General features: G+C 52.6%; 12 protein-coding genes. 5 read left to right on the top strand and 7 right to left on the bottom strand.

Annotation, left to right across the window (positions count from 1 at the left end):
* Positions 1-58 precede the first annotated feature (58 nt).
* Entirely contained in the window at positions 59-2,518 is a 2,460-nt protein-coding gene (locus F605_RS0104715; RefSeq protein ID WP_162138270.1) for a YfhO family protein, read from the bottom strand.
* 102 nt (positions 2,519-2,620) lie between these two features.
* Positions 2,621-3,565: a glycosyltransferase family 2 protein gene (locus F605_RS0104710; RefSeq protein WP_022864752.1), complete on the bottom strand. Its 945-nt coding sequence runs from the start codon at positions 3,563-3,565 to the stop codon at positions 2,621-2,623.
* Between the two features lie 145 nt (positions 3,566-3,710).
* On the opposite strand from F605_RS0104710, the gene F605_RS0104705 reads away from it, so the two are divergent.
* Positions 3,711-4,652: an aldo/keto reductase gene (locus F605_RS0104705; RefSeq protein WP_022864751.1), complete on the top strand. Its 942-nt coding sequence runs from the start codon at positions 3,711-3,713 to the stop codon at positions 4,650-4,652.
* Between the two features lie 142 nt (positions 4,653-4,794).
* The gene (locus tag F605_RS0104700) at positions 4,795-6,822 is read left to right on the top strand and encodes an acyltransferase family protein (RefSeq protein WP_022864750.1); all 2,028 of its coding nucleotides are present in this window, start codon (positions 4,795-4,797) and stop codon (positions 6,820-6,822) included.
* Positions 6,823-7,018: 196 nt separating this feature from the next.
* Here the strand turns inward: F605_RS0104700 and iolD are convergent, their stop codons facing one another.
* From iolD to iolC, 4 genes are read right to left on the bottom strand one after another with little or no spacing between them, the layout of a single operon-like run.
* Positions 7,019-8,920 carry a 3D-(3,5/4)-trihydroxycyclohexane-1,2-dione acylhydrolase (decyclizing) gene (iolD, locus tag F605_RS0104695; RefSeq protein WP_022864749.1) on the bottom strand — a complete coding sequence of 634 codons (1,902 nt, stop codon included), beginning with the start codon at positions 8,918-8,920 and terminating at the stop codon, positions 7,019-7,021.
* Between the two features lie 2 nt (positions 8,921-8,922).
* Positions 8,923-9,813, bottom strand: a complete 891-nt coding sequence (iolB, locus tag F605_RS0104690) for a 5-deoxy-glucuronate isomerase (RefSeq protein ID WP_022864748.1) — start codon at positions 9,811-9,813, stop codon at positions 8,923-8,925.
* On the bottom strand, positions 9,810-10,700 hold the full coding sequence (locus tag F605_RS0104685; RefSeq protein ID WP_022864747.1) for a Cgl0159 family (beta/alpha)8-fold protein: 891 nt from the start codon (positions 10,698-10,700) through the stop codon (positions 9,810-9,812). The genes iolB and F605_RS0104685 overlap by 4 nt, the downstream gene beginning before the upstream one ends.
* 4 nt (positions 10,701-10,704) lie before the next feature.
* A complete protein-coding gene (gene iolC, locus F605_RS0104680; RefSeq protein WP_022864746.1) occupies positions 10,705-11,700 on the bottom strand; it encodes a 5-dehydro-2-deoxygluconokinase in 996 nt (331 codons plus the stop codon).
* Positions 11,701-11,989: 289 nt separating this feature from the next.
* Here iolC and F605_RS0104675 point away from each other — a divergent pair, with 289 nt between their 5' ends.
* Positions 11,990-12,730, top strand: a complete 741-nt coding sequence (locus F605_RS0104675) for a GntR family transcriptional regulator (protein ID WP_022864745.1) — start codon at positions 11,990-11,992, stop codon at positions 12,728-12,730.
* A gap of 134 nt (positions 12,731-12,864) precedes the next feature.
* Entirely contained in the window at positions 12,865-13,953 is a 1,089-nt protein-coding gene (locus F605_RS0104670; protein ID WP_022864744.1) for a transaldolase family protein, read from the top strand.
* A 216-nt stretch (positions 13,954-14,169) separates the two neighbouring features.
* On the opposite strand, the gene groES is transcribed toward F605_RS0104670, so the two are convergent.
* Positions 14,170-14,466, bottom strand: coding sequence for a co-chaperone GroES (groES, locus tag F605_RS0104665; protein WP_022864743.1), 297 nt, complete (start codon positions 14,464-14,466; stop codon positions 14,170-14,172).
* A gap of 264 nt (positions 14,467-14,730) precedes the next feature.
* Here groES and F605_RS09935 point away from each other — a divergent pair, with 264 nt between their 5' ends.
* Positions 14,731-16,029, top strand: coding sequence for a class I SAM-dependent methyltransferase (locus F605_RS09935; protein WP_022864742.1), 1,299 nt, complete (start codon positions 14,731-14,733; stop codon positions 16,027-16,029).
* The last annotated feature ends 269 nt before the right edge of the window (positions 16,030-16,298 follow it).

Below are 16,298 nucleotides of genomic sequence, written 5' to 3'. Positions count from 1 at the left end.
TCCTTTAAACAATATCCAGTTTTAAATTATTTAAAAAGCACCCTGTCTATGTTTCACTCTAGATATTCCGCAACTCGGCTTCGGGTGGGGAAGATTTTAATTTTTTACGCCTAACGTATCCCAGTATCATAAGCGCAAGGATAGAGCTCATGGATATCGCGAAACCAGGCATCAGTCCCGAAGTGTGGTAGGAGCAATCAAAATTATTTTCTCCATCCATGGGGACAGTTAATAGACCATGGTAGGAGGAATGTTTAATCTCTCTACCGTTAACAGAGCACTTCCAGTTTGCAAAGGCAGTAGTCGTTACCAGGACGCTATCTACCGGTTTATTAAATTTCGCGCTTATACGGCCAGGAGCAGCCATTATGTCAGGAATTTTTATATTTCTAGTGAGCATCTTGAACTTTTTCAAGTCGGTGCACGCAATTGGAACATTTAACGTTCCAGGATCTTCGGGTCGTAAGCGCACTTTCTGGGGTTTGCCAGCACTAGATTGATTTAACAACTCAGTACTAGCTGACTGCTCCTGGAATTTACTTGCTTCTAACTGTGAGCTACCGCGATACTTACGGAAATCCATCGTCGCATGCAATCCCTGCGGACAAGTAAATGTCAAATCATACTCGCTTAACTCTCCATTATTCCCCGCAGTAGGTTCAATGGAAACATCCGAAGCAGGGGTGTACACTGCATCGCCGATAACATCGTTGCGATTCTTGAAAACCTCAGGCACACCAGGAGTAGATTCCACCTTTCCCGGTTTCTCACGCACCACCGGGAAAGCCGAAAAAGTTTTTTCCTCGCTCGGCCGATAATAGTACCTTACCGAGGCGATGCCTTGCGCAACCGGATCATTCCCCACCGGGGTGGCGATCCTTGGCCTATAAGCTCCAGTCAAGGCTAATTGGTTTTGTAAAAGATCAGAAGTCTCGGTCGGCATCAGGCTCGAATAGTAATTGGACGTTGGCGCGGACATAATGGCTCCCCCGTTAGCCATTACAAAGTTATCAATATCTAGAACATCAGCTCTAAAATTCGGCCATTGACTATTGGCATAAAAAGCATCCATATCGGACGGGAAAGCAGTCGACAAGTGATTCGGAAGCGTCCCCAAAGTAGTAGTTTTATGACGATTGAGCCACATAGCCTGTCCTGTGATCTGTATTACCAAACATGCAGCAATTAAGTAAACGACTATTTGTTTTCGAGGACCTTTCATTAAATACGACAATAAAACTACCAGTAAGGCTAGACCTAGACTAAGTTTCAACCCGAAACCTGACCATGCCCGAAGGTTATTTCCAGTACGCGCGTGATAAGTAACAGTCATTAGCGCCACACAAATTACCGCAGTACTAAACAAACCAAATATGCCCGCGGATTCCACATGCTGTACACCATGCCAAGCCATGACAACGATCATGGCGCCAACCACAAATCCACAACGCCAAGGTGAACCATTGGGGGCATCAAATAGATTCCAGGCAATAATTGCCGGCGCAAAAGACATGGAGGCAATAGTTGCCGTTAGCAACACACCCCAGATGACTCTATCCGACAGAGAATATTTCTTTTGGAATAAAAACAGTATTGCAAATACCAAAGCCACGGTTCCCACCGAAAAACTGGGAACTAGCGATATCCCTTCCACAAAACCATAAAAATTAGCAAACATAATAGAAATTGGAGCATCATATAAATGGGATTCTCCATCAGCTGGTACTTGTTTTACCTGGAGATACGTTGGTATCAGTAAAACAGCGGTCATACCCGAACCAATTGCGCCTCGCAAAAGAAATCTCGCCGCCGCAAAGATCGCGTCCTTAGCAGGAAGTTTCTTGGTGTATAAAATAGCAAAGAATATTAATGCAGCACCCATAATTGCCATTACAGCCGTGTAATAGTTTGACCAAACCACCAAGAACACCGTTATAACAGAAAGCCAAAACCGCCTATTCTCGATCGCCCAGATACCAACCAACACAAGCAAAGGCAACCCCGCGAGCCCGGAAATCCACATCGGTACATAGTCACCTTCCCCAATCGCCCACGAGCCCAGAGCGTAGCTTGCAGCGAGCAATATCACCATCACCGAATTGCCAACCGGAAATAATTTTCGCAAAAGTAAAAGCATTGCCACAGCAGCAAAGGCAAGTAACACCACGGTTATAACCCAGATAGCCAGTTGCATATGATTTTCCGGAAAAAGACAAACCAGCAGAAAAAATGGATTGGAAAAATAAGTCGCATAGTTCCCTAGATTTGGGACTCCCATACCCATGGTCCAAGTAAAAGTTAACGAGGACAACCCGCTATGGCCTGCCACGATATCACGAAACATCCCAGCAAAAGGAGTGAACTGCCCACCCAGGTCGTTAACTTGGTTAGAACGTTCACCAAATGGAAACACCCCGTTTAACGCTGCCTGCAACGAATAAACCAGAACAACCAACCCAGCAGTAAACAACGACTCACAAGCAACACGTCCGCGGGTATTACCTATCCGGATCCTCAAAAGGCTACCTCTACTCACAGTGGGCATGCACATTCACTCCCCCAGCATTCAAATCAGCGGTTTTGAAACTAAAAATGACATTATTGAGACCAAGATTAAAGCTCACAAGTTTTCTTCACTAGCCACGATGTAGTGCGGGCGACGCTTCACTTCCGTATAGATACGTCCCACATACTCACCAACGATCCCTATAGAGGCCAGCTGCACTCCTCCAAACGCAATAATCGCGGCAATAGTAGTGATATAGCCGGGCGCGCTCACCCCACTAATTAGCCAGCTTACAAACAGATAGATAAAGTAAAGGACCCCCAAGGCGAATACCCCTCCCCCGAGCCAGATCACCGCTCTTAACGGACGAGAGTTAAAGGACAACACTGAATCAATCGCATAGTTGAAAAGCTTCCGGGTACTCCAGGAGGATTCCCCGCCCTCACGCTGCACATTCCGGTAAGTTATTTCTGCTGTCGGGAACCCAATCCAGGAAAATAATCCTTTCGAGAAGCGTTGAGCCTCCGGCATAGACAAAATCGCCCTCACGGCACGCCGTGAAAGCACGCGAAAATCCCCGGCACCGTCTGCTAATTGCACATCCATCATGGAGTTAACAAACCGATAGTAAAGACGAGAAAGCCCAGTGCGCACCGCCGGATCCCCAGTCCGATCCCGGCGGGCAATAACTTGATCCGCGTCCTCCTCGTCCATTTTCTTTAGCATTTCCGGGATTAACGAGGGTGGATGCTGGAGATCACCATCCATAATCACTACCCGTTGTCCGCTGGAATATTCCAAGCCCGCCAACATCGCGGCCTCTTTACCGAAATTACGGGAAAAGCCAATAACCTTAACCCGCCGATCTTGCTTTGCTAAATCCTTTGCTACCTGCAGAGTCTTGTCGGGCGAACCATCGTCAACCAGCACTAATTCCCAATCAATAACTTGACCCAAAGCCGCCTCAACCGCAGTATGCAAGTCGTTTAGATTCGCCTCTTCCCGATAACAAGGCACCACCAAGCTAAGAGCGGGGCCAATGCGCTTAGTACTACTCACGTGCCTATTGTATAGGGGTATACATTCACATATAGCTAAGCAACGGTAAAACCACACCCGCCTAGTGCCCCCGCAATGTTTCTGCACCTGAGCCCCGAAACTAGTATCATGTCAATTGACAGTACAATTACTTTTGGAGGAGATAATGTACCAGGTTAAGGGCACTGAACTTTCCGTTTTTGAACTGGCTTTAGGTGCAAATACTTTCGGTTGGACTAGCGATAAGGCTGATTCCTTTTCGGTAATTGATGCTTACCGGGAAGCAGGCGGGAACTTCATTGATACTGCCGATGTTTATTCTGCCTGGGGCGAAGGGCTAAAAGGCGGAGAATCCGAGACCGTAATTGGGGAATGGCTGCGCGAGTGCAACGCACGTGACCAGGTAGTTATCGCTACTAAGGTTAGCCAACACCCCGACTTTCCTGGCCTGTCCCCCGCAAATATTCAGGCTGCCTGCGAGGCTTCCCTCAAACGGCTACAGACCGACTACATCGACCTGTATTACGCGCATTTCGATGATAATAAGACCCCTATCGCCGAGATGGCGAGGGCGTTCGATGCGCTAGTAAAAGCGGGCAAGATCCGTTACGTGGCCATGTCGAACTTTTCCCCTGCCCGGATGCGCGAATGGTTCCAGGTTGCTAAAGAGGAGAACCTGTCAGCACCAGTCGCGATCCAAAATCAATACAACCTGCTCTACCGTAAAGAATTTGAAGACAACTACCAGCCTATTTGTAAAGAATTCGGGGTTGCCGAGTTCAGCTACTTCTCGCTGGCTTCCGGCTTCCTAACCGGAAAATACCGTAAAGCAGAAGACCTGGCCGGCAAAGACCGCAGCGATTTCCTATCGGAATACAACCGCCCCGAATCTTTTGCACTGGTAGATACCCTGGTGAAGGTGGCTGCAGAACTCGAATCTACCCCCACCGCGGTGTCTCTCGCCTGGCTACGTGCCAAGGGCGTGGCCGCCCCGATTGCCTCTGCACGTAATCCCCAGCAGCTAAAGGATCTGGTGGCTTCCGCCAGCCTGAGTCTACCGGCAGCAGCGATTGCGACCCTAGACGAAAAATCACGACCTTTCGCCTAAATACATAAAAGTAAATAATTAAACTACCGGCTTGGGTGGGGGTACACCTCACCCAAGCCGTTTTTTATGTGACAGTAGATTGCATATATTTCGCGTGCTGCAATAGCATCCTTAAGAAGCTACCTACCGAAAGAACACCGCAATGAGCTCCCCACTAGTACCGACTGCCGCTAAAAAGCGGCGCTTCCGCCCGGAAATTCAAGGATTGCGCGCCCTCTGCGCCTTGCAAATCATAGTGTTCCACGCCTGGCAGGTTGGCTCTCCCATTGGGGTGGATGTATTCATTATGGTCTCTGCTTTCCTCTTAGCAGATTCCTTTATTCGCGGATCCGATGCTGGTAAGAGCTATTCAGTAATCAAACGGTGGATTCAAACATTCCGGCGGCTGCTTCCTCCCTTGGTGGTCACCATCCTCTCTGCGATTGCGTTAACCATCAAGTATCTACCAAAGACTAGATGGAACGAGATTATCAACCAGTCCTGGCCATCCTTGTTTTACTACCAAAACTGGTATTTACAGTCAGAGTTAGTCGACTATTTTGCTGCCGACCATTCCCTGTCCTCTCCGCTAATGCATATGTGGTGCATCGCAGTCCAAGGACAAATCTTTTTGATCTTCCCGCTAGTTTTCGCGGTAACTGCCCTGATCTGTCGCAAATTAAATATCTCCGTCCGCAAAGGGATTTTCACTGTTTTTTCTCTCTCCGCCCTGATCTCCTTTGTCTGGTTACTACTAAAGTTTTTCGACGGCACCGCTTCGCAATACTATTTCGACACGCGCATTCGATTTTGGGAGTTCGCGATCGGAGTCCTAGCTGCACTCGCTGTCAAAAAAGTTAAAGTGGGATCTAAATGGCATGATGCTCTAGGGTGGATTTCTATTGCAATCGTGATAGTTTTTGGCCTCCTCTCAGTGGGCACCTATCCTGGCCCCGTCTGTGTCCTACCCATTGTGGCAGCGTGCCTGGTGATGTTATTTGTTCGCAGTGACTCTAACTCCACTTCCGCCCGGCTACTATCCTGGCGTCCTCTGGTCTATATCGGTGACAACTCCTATGCGCTCTACCTGGTGCACTGGCCAATTTTCGCGACGTATATGGGTGCGCGTCAGCAGGCTAACCTTTCTCTTTTCGAGGGCGGATTCCTATTCCTAGTTTCCTTAGGGCTAGCAGTCCTTCTAACTGAGCTGGTTGATAACCCCGTACGTTCCCTGAAACTATTCAACAAGACCTGGCTGCATAAAGTCAGCGTTATTGTCTTGGCTTTGGCGGTAGGTGCAGGTGGCATTGCTACTGCCTCTTGGCAGATAAACAAGCGAATCTCTCCCGCCAAGCACGTCACTGTTTCTAGTCACCCCGGCGCGCGAATCCTCCTACAGAAAAATCCGCCCACCAGTTTTAAAGAAGATCCCTTGCCCGCTCCCGGAGAGTTAGGTAAACAGTGGGCTAGCCTGCCGTACCAATGTGACGGCGCATTTGCCGGGGCACCAGATTTTGGCGAAGCCGCCGGTCATAACAATTCTTGTCGTCAGCTTCACCAGGAAGGTACTAACGGCGCTAATGTCCTGGTATTCGGTGATTCCCATGCCGAGCAATACTTGCCCGCCATCAAAAAAACGGCGCAGAAACGAAACTGGAATTTAGCCGCACTGCTAATGGGAGGCTGCAAGATCTCCCGGGAGTTCAACGGCCATGACGATACCTGCAAAAAATGGGTACAGGCAGGATTGGATTGGGCGTTAAATAAGGCAAAACCCGATGCGGTGATTATGGTTTCCACGCTTACGCAACCTGGTAGCCCCGATCAAGTATTACCGGGTCACCCAGATGTAGTGTCCGAGTTCCTGGCAAAGGGGATCAAGGTAATCGGGATGCGAGACACCCCCAATTTTTCTCAAAATATCTATGAGTGCGCTGTGTCAGCTCCTAATCCCCAATCCTGTGGCGTCCCCTATGGACAGGTATATTCGAAGACTCTTAACGGTCTACCTGTAGAAAACCCTGGTTTCCATTTCGTGGATTTATCTCCCCAGATATGTCCCAACGATGCGTGCAGTCCCCTGGTCGGTAATCTTTACGTCTATATGGATCATGACCACCTGACAAAGTATTACTCCCAGACCTTAGAAGATTTCTTCGCTAAGCAGACCAAAGGGTTCCTGGAACCCTAGCACTGCGAAAACCGCATCTTTAGCCAGACTGAACTCGATAAATAGATACCAGTCCCGATAGCGGCTAATAAACCCAGCCCATATAAATACTCCCGAGGCGGGGAGCTTTTGGGGGTTATCCCAAAAGGCTCTCTGCCCCGGGAGTTTCGGGCGTTAGCCCGACTCATTCACTATCAGATTTGCCAGAGACTATTGGCTACTGCTTCCAGTAGTGACGCTGATCCACTAGTGCTTCCTCGTATTCTTTACGAGCCTGCTGCGTGGATTCAATGCGAGAAACTTCCGGCACCGCCACGTCCCAGTAGGAGCAGTTCGGCGGGTTCGGACCAAACAGGTTGGTCTCGATATGAATCATCACTGCCCGCTCAGATTTCTCTGCCTGGCGATAGGCATCCCGGAACTCTTCGATAGTGTGCACCTTCAGCACCTTAATTCCCCAAGATTCCGCGTTCTTGGCGATATCTACCGGCAGCAGCTCCCCGTCCTCGTTATGGGGGTTACCTGCCCCCATCCGGTAACGGGTACCGAAACGCTGAGAGCCGCGTGACTCCGAAAGCGCGCCAATCGAAGAGAACCCGTAGTTTTGCAGCAAAACATAGATAACCTTGATGTTTTCCTGCACCACGGTAGCCAATTCCATCGGCAACATCTGGTAGGTACCGTCACCGACAATCGCCACCACTTCCGAATCCGGCAACGCCATCTTGACACCCATAGCCGCCGGGATCTCGTATCCCATACAGCTAAAGGCATACTCTACGTGGTATTGCACCGGAGTCTTCGCTTGCCACAGGCACTGCAAATCGCCCGGCATCGACCCGGCGGCGTTAATCACCACATCGTTGTCGCCCATCATGTCGTTGAGCGCCCCGAATACCTCGGTTTGCGCCGGTAGCTCTTGGTCGTGCGCACCGTAGCATTCCGCGGTCTTTTCAAACCAGTCCTCACGCTCGCTGGCAATCTCGCGGCTGTAATCTTCAGAGACCCGGTAATCTCCAAGTGCCTCTTTCAAAGCAGCCAGCGCCAACTTGGCGTCAGCCACCACCATTTCACCCGCGTGTTTAGCCGCATCGAAGGCTTTCACGTTGATGTTTACAAAGCGTACATCCGGGTTCTTGAACTGGGTGTGGGAAGCAGTAGTGAAGTCCGAGTAGCGAGTACCCACCCCGATCACCACATCTGCTTTATCTGCCAAATGGTTTGCGCTATTAGCACCGGTAGAGCCCACGCCCCCCACGGCGCATTCATGGTCATAGTTGATGGCGCCTTTACCGGCCTGGGTATCGGATACCGGAATCCCGGTAGCATTCGCCAAATCGCGTAGCTCCTGGGAGGCTTCCGCGTAGATTGTGCCGCCACCGGAAACAATCAGAGGACGCTTCGCTGACTTAATAATCGCTGCCGCCCGCGCCATCTCGGTCTCAGATACTGCCGGGCGGCGTACATGCCAAACCCGCTTTTCAAACATTTCTACCGGCCAATCGAAGGCTTCGGCCTGTACGTCTTGCGGCATTGCCAGCACTACTGCGCCGGTTTCGGCCGGGTCAGTCAGTACCCGCATCGCGTTCATCAAGGACGGCATTAGCTGTTCAGGCCGGTTGATCCGGTCGAAGAAACGCGATACGCAACGGAACGCATCGTTAACGGTTACGTCCAAAGAACGCGGATCCTCTAGCTGCTGGAGCACCGGATCCGGGTAGCGGGTAGCGAACTGGTCAGAAGGCAGCAGCAATACCGGCACCCGGTTAGTGGTGGCCAGCGCCGCGCCAGTCACCATATTCAAGGCGCCCGGACCAATCGAAGTGGTAACTGCCAGCGTCTGCAGCCGGTTCTTGGCCTTCGCATAAGCCGCGGCCGCATGGACTGCGCCCTGCTCGTTACGCGGCATGTAGTATTCCATTACTCCCCCATCGGGGGTGGAATCTAGTTCGTTTTGCAGCAGCGCCTGACCGATGCCACACACGTTTCCGTGTCCGAAAATCCCGAAAGTACCGGGAATCAGACGGTATTCTTTGCCGTCACGCTCGGAATACTGATTGATTAAGAAGCGGATTGTCGCCTGCGCGGTGGTTAGGCGAACGGTCTCAAATTTTGCCATCCTTAGTCCTCCTTGATGGTGGCGTTGGTCATGGGCAGACGGGGGTCGACTTCGCCGCCACCCCAATCTTCGGTGAGCCAGACATAGTCGGGATCAACAGTTACCAGCCAGGTGGCGTCTTCAGCCGGGCCGGCCATTACATTCAAATAATACAGGTGGTATCCGGGCGCGGCTACGGACGGGCCGTGCCAACCGTGCGGCATTACTACTACGTCCCCGCTGTGTACCTCGGCACAGACATCAATAGTGTGTCCTTTAGAGGGGTAGATCCGCTGCAACGCCATTCCGGTAGTGCCATTGGCAGCCGGCTTTACCTGGTAGTAATAGATTTCTTCCAAAATCCGTTCAGTTTCGGAATGCTCATCATGTTTGTGAGGAGGATACGAAGACCAGTTACCACCGGGAGTAATCACTTCGGTGACCAGCACATGGTCAACCTCTACCGGATTGCCCATGGTGTAGTTGTGGACTTCCCGGGTGCAGTCGCCCTTACCGCGAATCATGGAGATGACTTCATCCTGGGGGCAGTAGCGCAGCGGTTTTTCGTTCTTGGCTACCGAACTGGGCAGCGCGAACCGCCCACCTTTTTCGCTGCTCACCGTAAAGGTGGTGTTAATCGGTACGTACAGGTAATCGGTGATTTCACTCCAGATATCCTTACGTCCCTTGATTTCGAAAGTTTCACCGCCAACCTTAACTGTGCAGCCGCCCTCGAGAGGTAAAACCAGCAGTTCGGAGTTACCGGAGGTGACCTCTTGGCTGGCTCCCGCCGGCAGATTCAAGACCTTCAGTCCCGAGAACTCCCAACCGGCTTTTTCCGGAGTTAAATCCAACTCGAACTGGCCATTTTTTAGCTGACCGTCGCGGAATAAATAATTTTCGTTATCACTCATAGCAAACCTACCGTCTCGTCTACGGCCCGCGCCACATCGCCGCTGGCCGGGAATAATAGTGAACGACCGATGACCAACCCTAAGACATTGGGCAGCCGCAAAGCTTTACCCCATGACTCCCTGGCGGCATCGGGATCCTTAGATACTTCTCCCCCTAGGATCAAAGAGGGAAGTGTAGTGGCTTCCATGACGCGTTCCATCTCGGCAACGCAGGGAAGTTTCAACCAGGTATAGGCACTGGTTCGTCCCAGCCCAGCCGCAATCGCCATCGACTTGATAACAGCTTCGGGGGTGAGGACGTTGCTAACCTTTTCCGCGGGGCCTTCCGAAATAAACGGCTCGACCATCGCCATCAGTTTCCGCTCTGCTAGTTCATCAATGGCGCGGGCAGTCGCCTGCAAAGTAGAGACGGTACCGGCATCTGCATAGTTGATCCGGGTTAGCATTTTCCCCCCGGCCAAACCGGCATCTTCCACGCCTTGGGCGTCGTAGCAGTTGAAGCGGTCATCCATTCCGAAAGTAGCCCCTGCTAGTCCGGCGCGGTTCATAGATCCGAAAACCACTTTATTATCGAGGGCGCCCAGCAGCGCCAAGTCCTCGATCATATCGGCGGTTCCAAGGAAACCGTTTACCCCGGGCCGCGAGAGCGCTTCTACACAGCGCGCCAGCAATTCTTCTCGGTCGGCCATGGCGGAGGGATCATCTCCTGCTGCCAGCGCCCCCCGTGCCGGGTGGTCGCAAGCAATGACCATCAGTTTTTCCGGTTTACCGTCTTTTCCTTGCAGCGCTTCTTTCAGACTGGGACGAGGACGATTTTCCAGAGTTTTCGCTATCCGTTCCGGTTCAAAGGTCCGGATTTCTGCCAGTTTTGAGATTAGCTTTCCCATCGTCTTACCTCTTAGTAACAATCGGAGCGGACTGCGGGTTCTTGGAAATCATGTCTAAGATTTCCGGTTCAGAAGGCATCGCCGTGGAACATTCCAAACGGGAGCTTACAATCGCCCCGGCAGTGGAGGCCGCCGAAATAATCTGCGGGAGATCCCAGCCGGAGAGCAATCCGTGGCACAGCGACCCTCCAAAGGAATCGCCCGCACCCAGTCCATTGGTGACTTTCACCGGAGTTACCGGTACTTCAATCCGTTCTTCCCGGGTCTTGCACAGGGTTCCCAGGGGGCCCTGCTTAACTACCGCGATTTCTACTCCCCGCTCTAAGAGGGCGTCGGCGGCGCGATCCGGCTCGGTTTCTCCCACTGCAATGCGGCATTCTTCTTTATTGCCCACTGCGACTGAAACTTTCTCTAGCATCCGCTCCACTTCGCGGTGAGCGGTTTCTTCATCGCTCCAGAAAGTAGAGCGGTAATCTAGGTCGGCAATCGTCCATTTATCCTTGTCTCCTAAATCCCGTAGGTCTAGGGCGTGGTGGTGGGCACTGCGCGAGGGTTCTTCCGAGAGGCCGGTAACGGAAATCCAGAAAATCTTGGCGTTTTTCACGGCGTCCTCGGGGATATCTGCTTCCGTTAACTCCAGGTCAGGGGTGGAAGGCTCCCGGTAGAAGTAGAGGGGGAAATCGTCAGGCGGGAAAATCTCGCAAAACGTTACCGGGGTGGCAAAGTTGGGATTATCCACCACATAGGTGTCATACACCCCCAAAGAGCGCATCTCGGAACGCACGAACTTACCGAAAGGATCTTTGCCCACTCCGGTGATGATCGCGGAAGAGTGGCGCAGCTTCGCGGCTGCTACCGCGACGTTCATGGGACTGCCGCCCAAGAATTTTCCGAACTGTTCCACCTTTTCGAGCCCTACTCCGGTCTGCAGCGGATAAATATCTATCCCCGAGCGCCCGATGGTGAGCACATCTACGGCCGGCACTTTAAAACTGTTCATACCAGCGATCCCCTTTTTACATCGTTGTTGACTACATCGTCAGCGCCGCTCGCGACGGCTATCACAAACTTGCAGCGCTTTGTAATGACATTCTAGCAAAGATCTAAGAGGAGGGGAAGCCTTCAAAACAAATTACCCAACCGGCGGCTGCCCGGTCGGCGGCAAAACAAATTACATATAGCTAACGAAAGTTGTCACAAATATTAATTTTAGGTGTATTCTGCATTAATGTAAGAACTATCTAACATTTGGCGCTATTGTAGCTTAACGCCCCACAAGGAGGGACCCCATGGCCACGCTCAAAACCTACGTAACCGACATTGAGCTTGACCACTCTTCGCCCGTTCCCCTGTATCACCAGATTTCTGAACCCATAAAGAATCTAATCCTGGACGGCACTATCCCACCCGGCGCGAAACTGGAGGACGAGCTATCAATGGCCTCTCGCCTGGGAGTATCGCGCCCCACTGCTCGCCGCGCCCTACAATCTTTAGTCGACTTGCGCCTGGTGGTGCGCAAACGCGCAGTAGGAACCATTGTTGCCCCCAAAGAAATTCATCGCCAAGTGAAACTATCTTCCCTCTACGACGACTTGCGAGAGTCAGGGCAAAAGCCCACCACCAAAGTTATTTCTTACGAGGAGGTCGCAGCCGACAAGGAAATAGCGGAGGATCTGCGACTTAGCGAAGGGCAAGCAGTTATCAAGGTCGTGCGCTTACGTCTGGCCAATGGGGAACCGCTAGCGATTATGACTAACTATCTCCCGTTGCAGGTAGCCCCCTCTGAAAAGGAACTACGCTCCAGCGGCCTCTACGACGCCATGCGCAGCCATGGACATGAAGTAGTTAGCGCCTCGCAAACCATTTCCGCCCGTAAAGCCAGCACCGAGGAAGCAGAAACCCTACAAGAGTCACGCGGAGCCGCAATTTTGAGTATGCGACGCATTGCTTACGACCAGTCCGGGGTTCCCATTGAAATTGGCGACCACGTTTACCGCGCCTCTCGATACCGTTTCACCATTAGCCTTTAACACTCAAAGTGACTAAGGTCACTACCCATTTGCTCTATTGTCCTGTCAAAGTCTTGACGTTGTAGCTTTTTCCCTTTAACCTGGAAGGGAACCGGCACCGAGGGCGGTGCCCGTTGTAGAACGAAGGAGACTCAATGACCGAGATTAAAATGACCCCCGGTCCCCTGCTAGATGCAGCCAAGAATTCGAAGACCGCGCTGTGGAATGACTCTTCCGATCTGGAAGAACTACGTCAGTCGATCTCTTGGGGCGGAGTAGGTGCGACCTGTAACCCGACCATCGCTTACACTACTATTTCCAAGCACCTAGACATCTGGGCTCCTCGCATCAAAAAGATTGCCGAGAGCATGCCCACCGCCACCGAATCCGAAATCGGTTGGCAGGCTGTTAAAGACATGTCCATTGAAGCTGCCAAGCTGCTAGAACCGGCATTCGAAGCTTCCAATGGCCGCAACGGTCGCCTCTCGGTGCAGACGGATCCGGCTAACTACCGCAACGCCAAGGCTCTAGCCGACCAGGCAGTAGAGTTCTCCGAAATGGCCCCCAACATCGTGGTGAAAGTACCCGCCACCAAGACCGGGATTGAAGCCATCGAAGATGCCACCTACCGCGGCGTATCCATGAACGTAACCGTGTCCTTCTCCGTGCCCCAGGCAGTAGCCTCAGGTGAAGCCATTGAGCGCGGCCTGAAACGGCGCGAAGCTGAAGGCAAAGACATTTCCAAGATGGGTCCGGTAGTGACCTTGATGGTAGGCCGTCTCGATGACTGGCTGAAGATCTGCGCCAACCGCGACAAGCTGGTTCTGAATCCGGGACACCTGGAATGGGGCGGAATCGCCGCCGTCAAGAAGGCTGCTGCCGAGTTCGAAAAACGGGGCTTGCGTTCCCGCATGCTAGTTGCAGCTTTCCGCAATACCATGCAGTACACCGAGCTAGTCGGTGGCGACATCGTGATTTCTCCGCCTTTCGCTTGGTCCAAGCGAATCCAGGAGTCCGACTACCAGTACGAGCCGCGCTTTGACGTACCGGTAGCAGACGAAATCATGGAAACCTTGATCAAGGTGGAAGATTTCCGCCGCGCTTACGAGGTCGACGGTATGAGCGAAGAAGAGTTCGACACCTTCGGGCCTACCGTGCGTACGCTACGCGGGTTCCTCAAGTCCAACACCGATCTGCAGGAACTGGTACGCGACGTGATTTTGCCGGCGCCGAAAGAAAAGTAGTGCAGCGCCGCTAACTAACAACTAAATAGCTTTAAAGTCGGGAGCGAGGTTTTCTCGCTCCCGACTTTTTTCACCGCTGGCCCCGCGGACAGAGACGGCGCGGGGATACACAAAAGATAGAGATATACAAAAGGTGGGGTCGGAATATCTCCGACCCCACCTTTTGCTTTACGGCTAGTTAAATGGCGAGTTACCCCACCCAGCCAGCGCTAATAGCTAGCGCTCTACCTTAGCCAAAATGTCACGCGCGGAAAGAATCAAGTATTCTTCCCCGCCGTATTTAACCTCGGTACCGCCATACTTGGAGTAAATCACGCTGTCGCCCTCGGCAACGTCCATCGGAACCCGGTTACCCTGGTCATCAACACGACCCGGTCCCACCGCGATTACTTTGCCTTCCTGCGGTTTTTCCTTGGCAGCGTCGGGGATAACCAGACCCGAAGCGGTCTTTTGCTCCGCCTCTGCCTGCTGAATCACGACGCGATCTTCTAACGGCTTAATGGAGACTGACACTGCAGACCTCCCTTTCTTTTTCCAAAAAACTTTTCGGTTTTAGTACCGGAACTTTGACGTCGCGGGTTGCCAGCCTTCCGGTGCCAGTCTGGAGTCTTACAACTCCAAATGCACTATTTAGCTTAGGGGTATTCTGGCACTCAATCAAGCTGAGTGCTAGGTTTCCCTTACGCCCTGGGCGAATCTAGATATTTCCCCTTCAACGCGACAATAAAACAACATCGCCAGCTCGGCTAAACTAAAAATGTCAGAGGGGAGGAAACCATGGTTACTGCCAAAACGCCGCTAAGTTTTACGCAGCTACGGCAGTTAATCGCTCATTTCCCGCCGGTTGAAGATCCGATGGTAGCGGCACTTATCACCCAAACCGGTTGGCAGCTATTACAAGATCATCCCTGCCCAGACCCCATAGAGGCTGCAAATATCGCTAAGCACCTGCGCCAGCACTACCCGCCAAACCTGGTTGCGTCTTTGCAAAACCAATGGAAACTGCGGGAGAAAGCCCAAGAAAAAATAGGAACCGCGGCGGCAAGTAATTGTCTCTTTACTCGCGATGGGCTCGAACAGGCCACCCGGGGAATTGTGGCCCGCCAGCGCGCCAAACGTTTTGCCGCCGCCGCAGTCACCAGCCTGATAGACCTGGGGTGCGGAATTGGTGCCGATTCCCGGGAGCTGGCGCGCTCCTGTCCAGATTTTCAGGCAATTGATATTAGCCCGGCGGCCGCGACCTGTGCGGCAATTAACCTATCCCACCTACCAGGGGCAAAAGTTATGTGCGCCAGCGCCGAACAGGTTGTTGCGCAGAAAACTCTACCCGCCCTATTTGTAGATCCGGCACGCCGCGCCGCTACCGGGCGCGTCCTCTCCCCTGCGTCCTGGTCCCCACCCCTAGGGAAAGTGCTGGAATGGGGAAAGCGCGCGCCCTATCTGGCAGTAAAAATGGCACCTGGCATTGATTTAGCTAACCTGCCAGCGGGGTATCACGCCCAGTGGGTGAGCGTAGCAGGAGACCTGGTAGAGTGCGCCCTATATTCGCCCGGGCTAGCCCCGGAAGGCGCCGGGCGCTCCGCACTAGTCATTCACGGCGACCAGGTAACGCAGTACCGCTGTACTTCTGCCCGCAATCCCGCGGAGAGCCACGTGCAGGTCCCGCAGGCAGCTAGGTTAGGGAATTATCTTTTCGATCCGGATCCCGCCATCATTCGCGCCGGAATCTTACCTGACCTTTGCGAACGCCTAGAAGCCGCGCCAGTATCTACCGGTATCGCCTACCTGACCGGAAATACTCGTCCCACCGGCCAAGACGCCTTGGCACTGCGCTGCTACCAAATATTGGAAACTCTACCTTTAAAAACGAAAACGGTTAGCTCTTACTTGCGCTCTCTCCAGGCCACCCGGTTGGACGTACTAAAGCGCGGAGTCGCCCTCGATATTGCTAGCTGGCGAAAAAAGGTGATGCCCAAAAAGCAGCGGGAGTGGATCCCGCACACCGTAACCGTAGCGCTAACTCGGGTAGGTGGGGCGCACCGTTGTCTAGTCTTAGAAGAGGCTGGGGACGCCTAGGGGACAATCACCCCCAGGGGCTTCCCGCTGACTGCCTGGTAAAGCCACGCTAGGTTTACCGGCGGGGCTCCACATCATCGGGCGGCTCTACCGTCACCGACGGCTCCTCCGGATCCGATTTTTTCGCCTGCGAACGCTCTTGCAGTCGCTGCTGTGCTTGCTTGGCGTATTCGCGCCCCTTTTCTACTGCCTGCTCAGCGTATTCGCGCCCGCGTTCAGCGGCCTGTTCCATGTAGGGACGAGACTTTTCTACCGCCTGCTCGGCGTAT

Origin of the sequence: Varibaculum cambriense DSM 15806 (assembly GCF_000420065.1) — a bacterium.
In the GTDB taxonomy this organism is placed as follows: domain Bacteria; phylum Actinomycetota; class Actinomycetes; order Actinomycetales; family Actinomycetaceae; genus Varibaculum; species Varibaculum cambriense.
Note: the sequence above shows the minus strand (reverse complement) of the source record. Positions and strands in the feature narration are given on the sequence as shown.